Here is a 15339-nt window from a genome sequence, read left to right as displayed (position 1 = left end):
ATGAGCCAGAACGTTTATCAATTTATCGACCTGCAGCGTGTTGATCCGCCAAAGAAACCGCTGAAGATCCGCAAAATCGAGTTCGTCGAGATCTACGAACCGTTTTCGGAAACCCAGGCCAAGGCCCAGGCGGACCGCTGTCTGTCCTGCGGCAACCCGTATTGCGAGTGGAAGTGCCCGGTGCACAACTACATCCCGAACTGGCTGAAACTGGCCAACGAAGGCCGCATCATGGAAGCGGCGGACCTGGCGCATCAGACCAACAGCCTGCCGGAGGTGTGCGGCCGCGTATGCCCGCAGGATCGCCTGTGCGAAGGGTCTTGCACCCTGAACGACGAGTTCGGCGCGGTCACCATCGGCAATATCGAGCGTTACATCAGCGATAAGGCCATCGAAATGGGCTGGAAGCCGGACATGTCGCACGTGCAGCCGACCGGCAAGCGCGTGGCGATCGTCGGTGCCGGCCCTGCCGGGCTGGCCTGCGCCGACGTGCTGACCCGCAACGGCGTCAAAGCGGTGGTGTATGACCGTCATCCTGAGATCGGCGGCCTGCTGACCTTCGGTATCCCGGCCTTCAAGCTGGAAAAGGAAGTGATGGTCAAACGCCGCGGCATCTTCAGCGAGATGGGCATCGAGTTCCAGCTGAACACCGAAGTGGGCAAAGACATCAGCATGGAGACCTTGCTGAGCGAGTACGATGCGGTGTTCCTCGGCGTCGGTACCTATCAGTCGATGCGCGGCGGCCTGGAGAACGAAGAGGCGCAGGGTGTGTACGACGCGCTGCCGTTCCTGATCGCCAACACCAAGCAGCTGATGGGCTATGAAACCGAGCAGCATGAGCCTTACGTCAGCATGGAAGGCAAGCGGGTAGTGGTGCTGGGCGGCGGCGATACCGCCATGGACTGTGTGCGTACCTCGGTGCGTCAGGGCGCGACGCAGGTCGTCTGCGCCTACCGCCGCGACGAGGCCAACATGCCGGGTTCCAAGCGCGAAGTGAAGAACGCGCGGGAAGAAGGGGTGGACTTCCAGTTTAACCTGCAGCCGCTGAGCATCGAACTGAACAGCGCCGGCCGCGTGGCCGGGGTGAAAATGGTGCGCACTCAGCTGGGCGCACCGGATGCCAACGGCCGTCAGGCGGCGGAGCAGGTGCCGGGTTCCGAACACGTTATCGACGCCGACGCGGTGGTGATGGCGTTCGGCTTCCGCCCACACCGTATGGATTGGCTGGCGACGCACGACGTGCAGCTCGATAAACAGGGCCGCATCGTGGCGCCGGAAGGCAGCGACAACGCATTCCAGACCAGCAACCCGAAAATCTTCGCCGGTGGCGACGCGGTCCGCGGCTCCGACCTGGTGGTGACGGCGATCGCCGAAGGCCGCAAAGCGGCAGACGGCATCATGAACTACCTGGAAGTGTAAACCTTCCGTACCGCCAAAGGCCCGGCACGTTGCCGGGCCTTTGTTTTAACCGGCCACGCTTTGTAACAACCGCCCCCCTCCCCACCGCCTCAACGCGCTATAGTATTGAGTTAGCACCATTGCAGGGCGCGGCTGCGCCTGACACCGAGATAAGGATAGCGAACATGAAATGCTCCATTTCCCTGTTGGCCGGCGCGCTGCTGGCCGTCAGTTTCAGCGCCTCAGCCCTCGCGCTGGATTCGCAGGAGGTCGGTTACAATATCGAAGCGCGCGGCGCGCGGCCGGTCGTGGCGCAGTTGGGCAAGGCCGGGCAGTTCAGCGCCGTGGAAAACAGCATCCGGTTGGGGGACGACAATTGGATTGCTCTGGCGCCCAAGCTGGCCGGCGGCGGCAATGCCGGATTTACCGCCGGCATTAAATCTGCCCTCTCCGCGGCCCTGATCTACAACCCGGCGGCGGTATTGCAGGCGCTCAACAAAGGCAACGATCTGCCGCTCAATGACATCTGCACCGCGCCACCGGAAGTGCAAGGCGACACCGCCATCACCAGCTTCCGTGAGCGTGCAGCCCACGCGCTGTCCACCGTGCGCGTAGGCGATCTCAGCGCGCCGCGCGATGCCTGCATTGCCGCCTTGAAAGGCTGATCCGCTTCGTCCGGGCAAAAAAAAGCACCCCACGGGGTGCTTTTTCGTTTGTTCACGCGGGCTTATTTCACCACACGCAGCGCCGGGCGGCCACCGCGCGGCGGCTGCGGCGGTTCGTCGTCCGGGCCGTCATCTTCCGCGGTATCCGGGCGATCGCCGTCGATCACCGACATCAGGGTTTCCGAAGGGATCGTCTCATTGTCCAGACCTTCGAACACGCCTTCGCTCTCGTCGTAGGCGGCTTCCGGTTCGAACATCGTGCCGGCGCCGTTTTCACGCGCATAAATCGCCAGTACGGCTGCCATCGGCACCGAAACCTGACGCGGCACGCCGCCGAAACGTGCGTTAAACTGCACGTCTTCGTTGCCCAACGCCAGGTTGCCTACCGCGCGCGGCGCGATATTCAACACGATCTGGCCATCACGCGCGAACTCCATCGGCACCTGAACATCCGGGCGAGTCACGTCGACCACCAGGTGCGGCGTCAGCTGGTTATCCAGCAACCAGTCGTAGAACGCCCGCAGCAGATACGGGCGACGCGGCGTCATCTGAGACATGTCCATCGCGCTTAGCCCCGGGTTTGCAGGCGCATTTCACGCTCGGCTTCGGTCAGGGAAGCCAGGAAAGCGTCGCGTTCGAAGACGCGGGTCATATAGCCTTTCAGCTCTTTAGAGCCGGCGCCGCTCAATTCGATGCCCAGCTGCGGCAGACGCCACAACAGCGGTGCCAGGTAGCAATCCACCAGGCTGAACTCTTCGCTCATGAAATACGGCGTCTGGCCGAAGATAGGCGCGATCGCCAACAGCTCTTCACGCAGCTGACGACGGGCGGATTCCGCTTCCTGACCGCTGCTCTTCTCGATCTTGTCCATCAGCGAGTACCAGTTCTTCTCGATGCGCAGCATCATCAGACGGCTCTCACCACGGGCAACCGGGTAAACCGGCATCAGCGGCGGGTGCGGGAAGCGCTCATCCAGGTATTCCATGATGATGCGGGATTCATACAGGGTCAGTTCGCGATCGACCAGCGTAGGCACCGTCTGGTAAGGGTTGAGGTCAATCAGATCTTGCGGCAGGTTATCCATTTCGACCTGCTCGATCTCGACGCTGACACCTTTCTCCGCCAGTACGATACGTACTTGATGGCTAAAAATGTCGGTCGGGCCAGAGAACAGCGTCATTACCGAACGTTTGTTGGCAGCGACAGCCATGAAAACCTCCAAGTTATCTAGAAAATACTGCGAATAGCCAACTGACAGGCTGCTATCCTGAATAATCTTGCCGCAGGCCGGCAGCACGCAGCGCGACCCGAACCCATAAAAAACCGGCCCAGGAGGTCAACTGCACGGCGAACAGGCGCAAAAGTGGGTGATAGTTTACCAGATTTTGCTTGTTTTGTGGGGGCAGTGCGGCGAATTCATGTTGAATTGTCTGATATGCCACAGATTTTAGTCGGGGACGGCGGATTTCAGGCATAAAAAAACCCGGTGAAGCACCGGGTTTTTTGCGTAAATCGCACTGCCGAAGCAGCGAAAATTAACGCTTGGAGAACTGCGGACGACGACGTGCTTTACGCAGACCGACTTTCTTACGTTCAACCTGACGAGCGTCACGGGTGACGAAGCCAGCTTTACGCAGTTCAGAACGCAGAGTCTCATCGTACTCCATCAGTGCACGGGTGATACCGTGACGGATAGCGCCAGCTTGACCGGAGATACCACCACCTTTAACGGTGATGTACAGATCCAGTTTGCCAACCATGTCGACCAGTTCCAGCGGCTGACGAACTACCATGCGGGCAGTTTCGCGACCGAAGTACTGTTCCAGGCTGCGCTGGTTGATAACGATGTTACCGTTGCCCGGCTTGATGAAGACGCGAGCGGCGGAGCTTTTGCGGCGACCAGTGCCGTAGTATTGATTTTCAGCCATTGCCATTAATCCCGATTAAATGTCCAGAACTTGCGGTTGCTGTGCCGCGTGATTGTGCTCGGTGCCCGCGTAAACTTTCAGTTTACGGAACATAGCACGACCCAGCGGGCCCTTTGGCAGCATGCCTTTAACCGCGATTTCAATCACGCGCTCAGGACGGCGGGCAATCATCTCTTCAAAGGTCGCTTGCTTGATACCACCGATGTGGCCGGTGTGGTGGTAGTACACTTTGTCTGTACGCTTGTTGCCGGTTACAGCAACTTTGTCAGCGTTCAGAACGATGATGTAATCACCGGTATCCACGTGCGGGGTGTATTCCGCTTTATGCTTGCCGCGCAGGCGACGAGCCAGTTCAGTAGCGAGACGGCCTAAAGTTTTACCATCTGCATCAACAACGTACCAGTCGCGTTTTACGGTTTCTGGTTTAGCTGTAAAAGTTTTCATTAGAAAGCTTACCCAATAATTAGTTACACGTTGGTGAACACCCAAACGCTCGAAAACAGTTGAGGCTCACACGACCATACAAGTCCAGCAAACCTACCCCTTCGAATAGCCATTGCCGGCACTATAAAGTTTTTGGGAAAAAAAACTTTGTTGTAACGTGGGGTCGCAAGATTATAGAGAAGTCGCTCACAAAGATCGAACGGTTTTTGAATGGAAAATAAATTTATCGCCGGCGGCGGACAACCGGCGATATGGCGGCGGCAAGCCCGGCAGATTCAGGGCAGATGCGGCAGCTTGAGGTACTCTTCGCTCTGCATTTCCTGCAGGCGCGACAGGCAGCGCTGGAATTCAAATTTCAGCTGCACCCCCTGATAGATCTCGAACATCGACGCTTCGGCGCCGATCACCAGCTTGATGTGCCGTTCGTAGAATTCGTCCACCAACGCCAGGAAACGGCGCGCGGTATTCTCTTTCAGCGGCCCCATCACCCGCACATTATACAGGATCACGCTGTGATACAGCCGCGACAGCGCGATGTAGTCCAGTTGGCTGCGCGCCTCTTCGCACAACGTGTGGAAATCCACCGCCAGTACGCCGTCCACCGAACGGATCGCCTGCAGCGGCCGATGGTTGATCTGCAGCACCGGCGCGTCCTCCCCTGACTTGCCCGCCAGCTTGACGAACATCCGATCCAGCGTCTCGCGCGTCTGGTCGCTCAGCGGCGTCAGGTAGAGGTGCGCCTGGGTCAGGGTACGCAGACGATAGTCGATGCCGGCGTCGACGTTCATCACGTCGCAGTACTCGTTGATCAGATCGATGGCCGGCAGGAAACGCGCCCGCTGCAGACCGTTGCGGTACAGATCGTCCGGCGGGATGTTCGACGTGGCCACCAGCGTGATGCCGCGCGCGAACAGCGCCTGCAGCAGCGTGGCCAGCAGCATGGCGTCGGTGATGTCGGACACGAAGAATTCGTCGAAGCACAACACATCGGTCTCGGCCTTGAAGCCGTCGGCGACGATTTCCAGCGGGTTTTCCCGCCCTTGCAACTCGGTCAGCTCTTCATGCACCCGCAGCATGAAGCGATGGAAGTGCAGACGCATTTTGCGATCGCCCGGCAGGCTGTGGAAGAACATGTCCATCAACCAGGTTTTGCCGCGCCCGACGCCGCCCCACATATACAGCCCCTGCACCGGACGCTGCGGCGCCGTTTCGCCGCCCTTGCCCAGCAAGCGATTGAGCTTGCCGCGCAGCCCGCCGGTCGGCGCGCTCGCCGCAGGCTTTTGCAGCAGGGCCTGATAAATGCGATCCAGTTGAGTAACGGCCCGACGTTGAACCTCATCGGCCTGATATTCCCCCGCGTCCAGCGCCTGCTGGTAGCGAGATAACGGTGATAGTGCCTGCATCTGTTCGATGTTCCCTAAGAACGCTTAGAAATTATTTAGCCAACGTTGGCGGCAAGTTGATGCCGATTCGCACCGTTATCGCCACAAATGCCCGCTGCGGGCGCCGCTGAAAACCCTGTAAAAATTAGGTGGAAGCGCATCAGGATTCCACTCGGACAAGGTTAACGGTTATAGTGGATATTATTAAGTGAAAAATCCCTGCGGAACAACGAAGTCAAAATAGGAGTCATCATGACCTGGGAGTATGCGCTGATTGGTTTGGTCGTCGGTATCGTGATTGGTGCGGTGGCGATGCGTTTTGGCAACCGTAAATTACGTCAACAACAAGTCCTGCAGAACGAATTGGACAAGAGCAAAACCGAGCTGGAAGAGTACCGTCAGGAGCTGGTCGGCCACTTTGCCCGCAGCGCCGAGCTGCTGGACAACATGGCACGCGATTATCGTCAGCTGTATCAGCACATGGCGAAAAGCTCCAACAACCTGCTGCCGGACCTGCCGATGCAGGAAAATCCGTTCCGCTATCGCCTGACCGAAGCGGAAGCAGACAACGATCAGGCGCCGGTGGAAATGCCGCGCGACTATTCGGAAGGCGCCTCCGGCCTGCTGCGCGGCCAAAGCGCGCGCCGCGACTGATATCCCTTCGCCCGCGGGGCCACCCGCGGGTTTTCCCCCGTTTACCGTCTTGACCTTCCCTCGTATTACCTTTACTGAACTTTGCACGCAAATTCACGGTCTTACCCTTCACTATGACAAGGTGATTGCCTTATCATCAAATTTTCATCGGCAGGTATTGAGAGAGTTATCATCAATGAAGAAAAAGTCTTTAATTCTTAGTGCATTGGCAATTAGCCTCGGCCTGACGCTCAGCTCCGTACCGGTGGCCAACGCGGCCCTGCCCGTTGCCGTTCAGGGGCAGCCGCTGCCGAGCCTGGCACCGATGCTGGAAAAAGTCCTGCCCGCCGTAGTGAGCGTGCATGTCGCTGGCACTCAGGTGCAGCGTCAACAGTTGCCGGAAGAGTTCAAACGCTTCTTCGGCCCTAACTTCCCCGGTCAACAGCAGAGCTCCCGCCCGTTTGAAGGGCTGGGTTCCGGCGTCATCATCGACGCCACCAAAGGCTACGTGCTGACCAACAACCACGTCATCAACAACGCCGATAAAATCCGCGTGCAGTTGAACGACGGGCGCGAGCTGGACGCCAAGCTGGTTGGCCGCGATGAGCAATCCGATATCGCCTTGCTGCAGCTCAGCGACACCAAAAACCTGACCGCCATCAAGATGGCCGACTCCGATCAGCTGCGCGTCGGCGACTTTGCCGTCGCGGTCGGCAACCCGTTCGGCCTGGGCCAAACCGCTACCTCCGGCATTATCTCGGCGTTGGGGCGTTCCGGCCTGAATCTGGAAGGGCTGGAAAACTTCATTCAGACCGACGCCTCGATCAACCGCGGTAACTCCGGCGGCGCGCTGGTTAATCTGAATGGTGAGCTGATCGGCATCAATACCGCCATTTTGGCGCCGAGCGGCGGCAACGTCGGCATCGGCTTCGCTATTCCAAGCAATATGGCGCAGAACCTGAGCCAGCAGCTGATTGAATTCGGCGAAGTGAAACGCGGCCTGCTGGGCATCAAGGGCAGCGAAATGACTCCGGATATGGCCAAAGCCTTCAACACCGACGCACAGCGCGGCGCCTTCGTCAGCGAAGTGTTGCCGAAATCCGCCGCCGCCAAGGCCGGCATCAAGGCCGGCGATATTCTGGTTTCCGTCGACGGTAAACCGGTGAGCAGCTTCGCTGAGCTGCGCGCCAAGGTGGGCACCACCGCGCCGGGCAAAACCCTCAAAGTGGGCCTGCTGCGCGACGGCAAACCGCAGGAAGTCTCGGTCACGCTGGACAACAGCGAGAGCGCCTCGACCAATGCCGAAACGCTGTCGCCGGCGCTGCAGGGCGTTTCCCTCAGCAACGGTGCGCTGCCGACTGGCGACAAAGGCGTGAAGGTGGAAAACGTGGACAAAGGCTCGACGGCGGCGCAAATCGGCCTGCAAAAAGGCGACGTGATCATCGGCGTCAACCGTCAGCGCGTGGACAGCATCACCGCGCTGCGCAAGGTGCTGGAAGCCAAACCACCGGTGATGGCGCTCAATATCGTACGCGGTAACGAAACCATTTATCTGCTGCTGCGTTAATTTGTGCAAAAACCGGGCTCGGTGACATACTGCGCCCGGTTAACTCATGCTATCCTCCGAGCATCGTTCACCACACCACGAAAACTCCATGTTTGCTAAGCTCTTGCGTTCTGTCGTTATCGGTCTCATCGTTGCCGGCCTGCTGTTGGTCGCTCTGCCCATGCTGCGCTCTTCCAACGGCCTGTTTGCAGAGAAAACCGAGAATACCAGCGACGAAACGCCTGTGAGCTACAACAAGGCAGTGCGCCGCGCCGCGCCCGCCGTGGTGAACATCTACAACCGCAACCTGAACGGCGCCGCCAACGTGCTGTCGCTCGGTTCCGGCGTGATCATGAACGAACGCGGCTATATCATCACCAACCGCCACGTGATCAAAGACGCTCAGCAGATCACCGTGGTATTGCAGGATGGCCGCCGCTACGAAGCGCTGCTGGTCGGCTCCGACGGCCTGACCGATTTGGCGGTGCTGAAGATCGATCCCGGCAATTTACCGGTGATCCCGACCAATAAAAATCGCGTTGCCCACGTCGGCGACGTGGTGCTGGCAATCGGCAACCCGTATAACCTGGGGCAGACCGTCACTCAGGGCATCCTCAGCGCCACCGGGCGCATCAGTATGAGCACCACCGGCCGCCAGACGTTCCTGCAGACTGACGCCTCAATCAACCGCGGCAACTCCGGCGGCGCGCTGGTCAACTCGCTGGGCGAGCTGATCGGCATCAATACCCTGACCTATGACAAAATCACCGACGGTGAAACGCCGGAGGGTCTCGGCTTTGCCATTCCGATTGAACTGGCCACCAAAATCATGGACAAGCTGATCCGCGACGGCCGCGTTATCCGTGGCTATTTCGGCATTCAGGGCAAGGAGATCATTCCGCTGCGCTCCTCCAATTCCGGCATCGATCGCCTGCAGGGCATCATCGTGACCGAAATTACGCCGAACGGCCCGGCGAGCAGCGCCGGTTTCCAGATCAATGACATCATCATCAACGTGGATAACAAACCGGCGGTATCCGTGCTGGAAACCATGGACCAGGTCGCGGAGATCAGGCCGGGCACCGAGATACCGGTTATCGTACTGCGCGACGGCAAACGCATTACGCTGAAAATGACGGTGGGTGAATTCCCGGATGACAGTAATTAAAAAAGGGCCGGCATTGATAGCCGGCCCTTTGATTTTCATCCTGCCGACGCAGCCGCGCCGGCGCTAATGACTTACTCGCCTTTCACGCGTTCGATGTTCGCACCCAGCGCGCGCAGCTTGTCTTCAATACGCTCATAGCCGCGATCGATGTGATAGATGCGATCGACGACGGTCACGCCGTCGGCGATGCAGCCGGCGATCACCAGGCTGGCGGAAGCGCGCAGATCGGTCGCCATCACCTGAGCGCCGGACAGCTGCTCAACGCCGTGGCAGATCACGGTGTTGCTCTCGATTTCCGCGTGCGCGCCCATGCGGATCAGTTCCGGCACGTGCATGAAGCGGTTTTCGAAGATAGTCTCGGTGATGACGCCGGTGCCTTCCGCCACCAGGTTCAGCAGGCTGAACTGGGCCTGCATGTCGGTTGGGAAACCCGGGTGCGGCGCGGTGCGCACGGTGACCGCTTTCGGGCGTTTGCCGTGCATGTCCAGGCTGATCCAGTCTTCGCCCACTTCGATATCGGCACCGGCTTCGCGCAGCTTGGCCAGCACCGCATCCAGCGTATCCGGACGGGTGTTGCGGCACATCACTTTGCCACCGGAAACCGCGGCGGCGATCAGGAAGGTGCCGGTCTCGATGCGGTCTGGCAGCACGCGATACACGCCGCCGCCCAGACGCTCGACGCCTTCGATGGTGATCTTGTCGCTGCCGGCGCCGCTGATCTTCGCGCCCAGCGTATTGAGGAAGTTGGCGGTATCGACAATTTCCGGCTCACGCGCGGCGTTCTCGATAACGGTGGTGCCGGTCGCTAGGGTCGCGGCGCTCATGATGGTTACGGTCGCGCCCACGCTCACCTTGTCCATGACGATGTGCGCGCCCTTCAGACGGCCCTCGACGGACGCCTTGACGTAGCCTTCTTCCAGTTTAATCTCGGCACCCAGTTGCTCCAGGCCGGTGATGTGCAGATCGACCGGACGCGCGCCGATCGCGCAGCCGCCCGGCAGGGAAACCTGGCCACGGCCGAAGCGCGCCACCAGTGGCCCCAGCGCCCAGATGGAAGCACGCATGGTTTTCACCAGATCGTAAGGGGCGCAGAACTCGTTCACGCCGCTGGCGTCCACGAAGACCGAACCGTTGCGCTCAATCTTGGTACCCAACTGGTTGAGTAGTTTAATGGTGGTGTCGATGTCCTTCAGCTTAGGGACATTCTGCAGCTCGACCGGCTCTTCCGCCAACAGGGCGGCGAACAGGATCGGCAGGGCGGCGTTTTTGGCACCGGAAATAGACACTTCACCGCTCAGGCGGGTCCGACCCTGCACACGAAATTTATCCATCTGACTACTCTCTGTTATCTAATCTGAAGCTGCCCGCCCGGCAGGGCAAACAGCCTTAAAATCCGTTGAGTTTGCGGTCTCGCTGCCACTCTTCAGGGGTGTACGCCTTGATAGACAAGGCATGAATGCGGTTGTCCGCAATGTATTCCATCAGCGGTGCATAAACCGTCTGCTGTTTTTTGACGCGGCTCATGCCGGCGAACAGTTCACCGACCACGATCGCTTGAAAATGGCTGCCGTCGCCCGTCACATGTGCTTCATCCAGTGCCAATGCCTGCATCAGCACGTCTTTAATCTCATTGGTTTCCATAGTATCCAGTTCTGCCGCTAAAGGATCATAAACAGCCTAGTATCTTAGTGGAATACGATGTTTTCTTAAACTAAAGAAAAAGCCCCTGCGTAACAGGGGCTTTGTATCGTTTTACCACGCAAGGGCGGCGAAAAACGCCGCTAACCGGCGGTATCGACAGGCATTATCGCCTGCAGGTTGTAGAGCGCGATCAGCGTTTTCAGGCGCTCGGTGGCACCGAAAATTTTCAGCGCGACGCCGCGTTGGCGCTGCTCTTCCTGCAGATGCAGCAACAGCGCCAGCCCGGCGGAGTCCACGCGCTGCAGTTGCGCCACGTCGATCGCGGTTTTATCCGCCATCAGCGCGTCGCGCTGCCGCCACAGCGGCTGCAGCGTTTCCCGATCCAGTTCACCGCGCAGGATCAGCGTCTGCTGCTCTGATTCGAAGCTGAGCGCTGCCGACATCAGTTTTTCTTGTCCAGCGTGATAGGCTGCGCGGCGGCGGCCTGCAGCTGTTTGGTCAGGCCGTCGATGCCCTGAGTACGCAGCGTAGACGCCCACTCGTTCTGCTTGGTAGTGATCATGCTGACGCCTTCGGCGATCATGTCATACGCCTGCCAGTAGCCGGTTTTGCTGTTCTTACGCCATTGGAAATCCAGACGCACCGGCGGACGGCCGCCGTTGTCGATGATGGTGACACGAATAGCCACGATGTCGGCATTGCCCAGCGGCTGTTCAGGCGCGATCTGGTAAGTCTGGCCGTGATACATCGCCAGCGCCTGGCCGTAAGCCTGCTCCAGGTAAGCCTGGAAGGCGGTGAAGTAAGCTTCGCGCTGCGCAGGCGTTGCCTCTTTGTAGTAACGCCCCAGCACCAGCGCGCCGGCGTATTTCACCTGCACGAACGGCATCAGTTCCTGATGCACGATGGCACGCAGGTAGTTCGGGTCCTGCTTGATCTTCGGCTGTTCGTTCTTCAAACGGCTGAAAGTCTTCTGCGCCGCGTCTTGCATCATGCTGTAAGGATTGGTTTGGTCGGCTGCGCTCGCCAGCGGTGCAACCACCAGCAGAGCCACCATCAGTAAACGTTTAAACATGCAGGTATCCTCTCTTAATGATTTGGAACAGCGGGTTGCGGTGCGGCGCCGGCAGCCGGCTCAGCGGCCGCGTCTCCCGATTTGGCGCTGTCCTGACCGCCACTTTTATACAGGAACTGGCCGATCAGGTCTTCCAGAACCATGGCTGATTTGGTGTCCTGAATGGTGCCGCCGTCTTTCAGGATGGTGGTGCCCATATCAGGATCTTCAAAGCCCACGTTAAGCGCCAGGTATTGCTCGCCCAGCAGGCCGGAGGTGCGGATCGCCAGCGAGCTGGTATCTGGGATTTGGTCGTACTTTTTCTGGATATCCAGCGCCACGCGCGGCGTGTAGGTTTTCGAATCGAGTTCGATGTCAGCCACGCGGCCGATCACCACGCCGCCAATCTTCACCGGCGAACGCGGTTTCAGGCCGCCGATGTTGTCGAACGTTGCGTAAATGCGGTAGGTCGGCTCGCTGCCGATCGATTTAAGGTTCGCCACCTGCAGGCAGATAAACACGATGGCGCACAGCGCGATCAGCATAAATGCCCCAACCCAGATTTCACTCTTCTTCGTTTGCATCGAATCAATTCCCAAACATCAGTGCTGTCAGCACGAAATCCAATCCCAACACCGCCAGTGACGAATGCACCACGGTACGCGTCGTCGCCCGGCTAATCCCTTCAGAGGTAGGCACGGCGTCGTACCCGTTGAAAATGGCAATCCAGGTTACGGTAATGGCGAATACCACACTCTTGATCAGGCAGTTGAGCAGATCTTTTTTCCACTCTACGGCGCCCTGCATCGCCGACCAGAAGAAGCCGCTGTCGATGCCTTTCCAGTCCACGCCGACCACCGAGCCGCCCCAAATGCCGATCGCCACGAAAATGATGGTCAACAGCGGCATGCTGATCAGCCCCGCCCAGAAGCGCGGCGCCACGATGCGCCGCAGCGGATCGACCGCCATCATTTCCAGGCTGGAGATCTGCTCCGTCGCCTTCATCAGGCCGATTTCCGCCGTGAGCGCGGAACCGGCGCGGCCGGCGAACAGCAGCGCCGTGACCACCGGCCCCAGTTCGCGCAGCAGCGACAGCGCCACCATCATGCCGAGGCTGGCCTCGGCGCTGTAGGTGGTGAGCACGATATAGCCCTGCAGGCCCAGCACCATGCCGATAAACAGCCCGGAAACCATGATGATCAGCAGCGACTGCACGCCGACGCTGTAGAGCTGTTTCAACAACAGCGGCCACTGCTTGCCGGGTTCCGGCCGGCCAATCAACGCGTTGAACAGCATCAACCCGGCGCGGCCGAAGCTGGCGCTGGTGTTGATGCCACTGCGCCCCAACGACGCTAACGCTCTTAATAACATGAGCTTATTTACTCCCTAAGCCTAGCAGTTCGGCCTGATAATCCCCGGCCGGATAGCGGAACGGCACCGGCCCATCCGCTATACCATCCAGGAACTGGCGCACGCGCGCATCAGGATTGTTCTGCAATTGCTGCGTGGTGCCTTCAGCGATCACCCGGTGATCGGCCACGATGTAAGCGTAGTCAGCGATGCTCAGCACCTCCGGTACGTCGTGCGACACCACGATGCAGGTAATGCCCAGCGCATGGTTCAGCTCGTCGATCAGCTTGACCAGCACCCCCATGGTGATCGGATCCTGGCCAACGAAAGGTTCGTCGAACATGATCATTTCCGGGTCCAGCGCGATCGCACGCGCCAACGCCGCCCGGCGCGCCATACCGCCGGAAAGCTCATTGGGCATCAGCTGAGCCGCGCCGCGCAGCCCCACGGCTTCCAGCTTCATCAGCACCGTGCTGCGCAACAAAGGCTCCGGCAGGTTGCTGTGCTCGCGCAGCGGGTAAGCCACGTTTTCGAATACGGTCAAATCGGTAAACAGCGCGCCCGACTGGAACAGCATGCTCATCTTTTTGCGCGCGTCGTATAACTGACGGCGGGACAACGCGGGAATGTTGTCGCCGTCGAACCAAATCTCCCCGCTGTCCGGCGCCAGCTGGCCGCCTATCAGGCGCAGCAGCGTGGTTTTGCCGATGCCCGATGGCCCCATGATCGCCGTGACCTTACCGCGAGGCACCGTCAGGTTGATGTCTTCAAATATCCGTCGGTCGCCGCGCGAGAAGCTCATGTCGCGCACTTCGACCAAATTATCTGCCTTTTGGAGCATGTTAATGGACCCTTTACGACTCATCTTTTGCTGAATCTACCCGTGATGTTAAAGCAATGGGCGCAATCCGTCTCATCTTTACAAAAACTTACTGCCATTTCGCAACCAATGGTGCCATTGGTTTTACTTTTCCGCGCCACCCGGTCAAAATTGGCGCCATAACGAAAAAAAACGAAACTGTTCAACAATTAGCCGGGAAAAACCGTTGCTGCGGCTCAAACGCGCGCAACGGAGGGCAAGCAATACCGCCGCATTGACGGCTTTAACCAACGAACCGGGATAATACCCGACAAAGGACCCTGCATGTTTCTCGCGATAGCATTATTAATCGTTGGTTTATTTCTACTGGTGTATGGTGCAGACCGCTTAGTTTATGGTGCTGCCGTGATTTCCCGCTCGCTCGGCGTACCGCCGTTGATCATCGGCATGACCATCGTCGGCATCGGCACGTCGCTGCCGGAGCTGATCGTGTCCACCACCGCCGCGTTGAACGGGCAGATAGATATGGCCGTTGGCAACGTATTAGGGTCCAACATCACCAACATCTTATTGATCCTGGGGGTGGCGGCGCTGATTCACCCGCTGGCCGCGCGCTCCGAGATACTGCGGCGCGAACTGCCGCTGATGTTAGCGGTCACAGTATTGTGCGGTTTCGTGTTGATGGACGGTACCCTGAGCAGGCTGGACGGCGTGCTGCTGCTGACCGCCGCCGCCGGCTTCATCTTGTTGATGCTGAAAATCGCGCGGCTGGCGCAGCGCGAGGGCAGTGACAGCCTGACTATGGAGCAGATCGCCGAACTGCCGCAGGACAGCAGCAATACCGTGGCGGTGCTGTGGCTGGTGCTGGCGTTTATCATTCTGCCGCTCTCTTCCAGAATGGTGGTCGATAACGCGACGGTGATTGCACACTATTTCGGCCTGAGCGAACTGGTGGTCGGCTTGACCATTATTGCCATCGGCACCAGCCTGCCCGAACTGGCCACGTCCATCGCCGGGGCGCTGAAGGGCGAGGATGATATGGCGATTGGTAATATCATCGGCTCCAATATTTTCAACACGGTGATCGTGCTGGGCGTACCCGCCCTGCTGTCGCCGGGTAGCGTGGATGCCGCCGCCTTCCAGCGCGATTACTGGGTGATGCTGGCGGCCAGCGTCCTGCTGAGCGTACTGTGCATCGGCCGCAAGCATCGCATCGGCCACCTGGCGGGCGCGCTGTTATTATGCGGCTTTATTGCGTATCTTGCGGTGCTGTTCTTTAACCCTTTCAGTACTTTCGGCTAAACCGACGGGAA

Annotated in this window: 18 protein-coding genes; 6 read left to right on the top strand and 12 right to left on the bottom strand. The window is 59.1% G+C overall.

What is annotated here, in order from left to right; genetic code table 11:
• Together QMZ29_RS20435 and QMZ29_RS20430 are read left to right on the top strand one after the other, a co-directional pair.
• Window positions 1-1419: a glutamate synthase small subunit gene (locus QMZ29_RS20435; protein ID WP_060448032.1), complete on the top strand. Its 1419-nt coding sequence runs from the start codon at window positions 1-3 to the stop codon at window positions 1417-1419.
• 164 nt (window positions 1420-1583) lie between these two features.
• Window positions 1584-2063: a hypothetical protein gene (locus QMZ29_RS20430; protein ID WP_025304364.1), complete on the top strand. Its 480-nt coding sequence runs from the start codon at window positions 1584-1586 to the stop codon at window positions 2061-2063.
• Between the two features lie 62 nt (window positions 2064-2125).
• Here the strand turns inward: QMZ29_RS20430 and sspB are convergent, their stop codons facing one another.
• The 5 genes from sspB to zapE form a co-directional block, all read right to left on the bottom strand.
• On the bottom strand, window positions 2126-2626 hold the full coding sequence (gene sspB / locus QMZ29_RS20425; protein ID WP_025304365.1) for a ClpXP protease specificity-enhancing factor: 501 nt from the start codon (window positions 2624-2626) through the stop codon (window positions 2126-2128).
• A 5-nt stretch (window positions 2627-2631) separates the two neighbouring features.
• A complete protein-coding gene (sspA, locus tag QMZ29_RS20420; RefSeq protein ID WP_025304366.1) occupies window positions 2632-3273 on the bottom strand; it encodes a stringent starvation protein SspA in 642 nt (213 codons plus the stop codon).
• A 325-nt stretch (window positions 3274-3598) separates the two neighbouring features.
• Entirely contained in the window at window positions 3599-3991 is a 393-nt protein-coding gene (rpsI, locus tag QMZ29_RS20415; RefSeq protein ID WP_004937080.1) for a 30S ribosomal protein S9, read from the bottom strand.
• Window positions 3992-4006: 15 nt separating this feature from the next.
• Entirely contained in the window at window positions 4007-4435 is a 429-nt protein-coding gene (gene rplM, locus QMZ29_RS20410; RefSeq protein WP_004937079.1) for a 50S ribosomal protein L13, read from the bottom strand.
• Window positions 4436-4710: 275 nt separating this feature from the next.
• The gene (gene zapE, locus QMZ29_RS20405; RefSeq protein WP_261127513.1) at window positions 4711-5838 is read right to left on the bottom strand and encodes a cell division protein ZapE; all 1128 of its coding nucleotides are present in this window, start codon (window positions 5836-5838) and stop codon (window positions 4711-4713) included.
• A gap of 231 nt (window positions 5839-6069) precedes the next feature.
• Between zapE and zapG the strand changes: the two genes are divergently transcribed.
• The 3 genes from zapG to degS all read left to right on the top strand — a co-directional run bounded on the left by zapG (window position 6070) and on the right by degS (window position 9164).
• Window positions 6070-6471 carry a Z-ring associated protein ZapG gene (zapG, locus tag QMZ29_RS20400; RefSeq protein WP_004937074.1) on the top strand — a complete coding sequence of 134 codons (402 nt, stop codon included), beginning with the start codon at window positions 6070-6072 and terminating at the stop codon, window positions 6469-6471.
• A gap of 175 nt (window positions 6472-6646) precedes the next feature.
• Window positions 6647-8017: a serine endoprotease DegQ gene (gene degQ / locus QMZ29_RS20395; RefSeq protein WP_141972408.1), complete on the top strand. Its 1371-nt coding sequence runs from the start codon at window positions 6647-6649 to the stop codon at window positions 8015-8017.
• Window positions 8018-8105: 88 nt separating this feature from the next.
• On the top strand, window positions 8106-9164 hold the full coding sequence (degS, locus tag QMZ29_RS20390; protein WP_261127511.1) for an outer membrane-stress sensor serine endopeptidase DegS: 1059 nt from the start codon (window positions 8106-8108) through the stop codon (window positions 9162-9164).
• A gap of 71 nt (window positions 9165-9235) precedes the next feature.
• Here the strand turns inward: degS and murA are convergent, their stop codons facing one another.
• From murA to mlaF, 7 genes are all read right to left on the bottom strand, one after another.
• Window positions 9236-10495, bottom strand: a complete 1260-nt coding sequence (gene murA, locus QMZ29_RS20385) for a UDP-N-acetylglucosamine 1-carboxyvinyltransferase (protein WP_004937068.1) — start codon at window positions 10493-10495, stop codon at window positions 9236-9238.
• A 55-nt stretch (window positions 10496-10550) separates the two neighbouring features.
• The gene (ibaG, locus tag QMZ29_RS20380) at window positions 10551-10805 is read right to left on the bottom strand and encodes a BolA family iron metabolism protein IbaG (protein WP_025304370.1); all 255 of its coding nucleotides are present in this window, start codon (window positions 10803-10805) and stop codon (window positions 10551-10553) included.
• A 140-nt stretch (window positions 10806-10945) separates the two neighbouring features.
• Complete coding sequence (gene mlaB, locus QMZ29_RS20375) at window positions 10946-11248, bottom strand: lipid asymmetry maintenance protein MlaB (protein ID WP_033639304.1); 303 nt, start codon at window positions 11246-11248, stop codon at window positions 10946-10948.
• Complete coding sequence (gene mlaC, locus QMZ29_RS20370) at window positions 11248-11877, bottom strand: phospholipid-binding protein MlaC (RefSeq protein WP_025304372.1); 630 nt, start codon at window positions 11875-11877, stop codon at window positions 11248-11250. Before mlaC ends, mlaB begins: the two co-directional genes overlap by 1 nt.
• Window positions 11878-11891: 14 nt before the next feature.
• Window positions 11892-12440, bottom strand: a complete 549-nt coding sequence (gene mlaD / locus QMZ29_RS20365; protein ID WP_004937061.1) for an outer membrane lipid asymmetry maintenance protein MlaD — start codon at window positions 12438-12440, stop codon at window positions 11892-11894.
• A gap of 4 nt (window positions 12441-12444) precedes the next feature.
• Complete coding sequence (gene mlaE, locus QMZ29_RS20360) at window positions 12445-13227, bottom strand: lipid asymmetry maintenance ABC transporter permease subunit MlaE (RefSeq protein ID WP_004937059.1); 783 nt, start codon at window positions 13225-13227, stop codon at window positions 12445-12447.
• Between the two features lie 4 nt (window positions 13228-13231).
• Window positions 13232-14047, bottom strand: a complete 816-nt coding sequence (gene mlaF / locus QMZ29_RS20355; protein WP_043141965.1) for a phospholipid ABC transporter ATP-binding protein MlaF — start codon at window positions 14045-14047, stop codon at window positions 13232-13234.
• Window positions 14048-14350: 303 nt separating this feature from the next.
• Here mlaF and QMZ29_RS20350 point away from each other — a divergent pair, with 303 nt between their 5' ends.
• On the top strand, window positions 14351-15328 hold the full coding sequence (locus tag QMZ29_RS20350; RefSeq protein ID WP_033644493.1) for a calcium/sodium antiporter: 978 nt from the start codon (window positions 14351-14353) through the stop codon (window positions 15326-15328).
• Window positions 15329-15339: the final 11 nt, after the last annotated feature.

This window comes from Serratia sp. PF-27 (assembly GCF_030053255.1).
Taxonomy (GTDB): Bacteria; Pseudomonadota; Gammaproteobacteria; order Enterobacterales; family Enterobacteriaceae; genus Serratia; species Serratia bockelmannii.
This window is presented reverse-complemented; position numbering and strand designations above follow the sequence as displayed.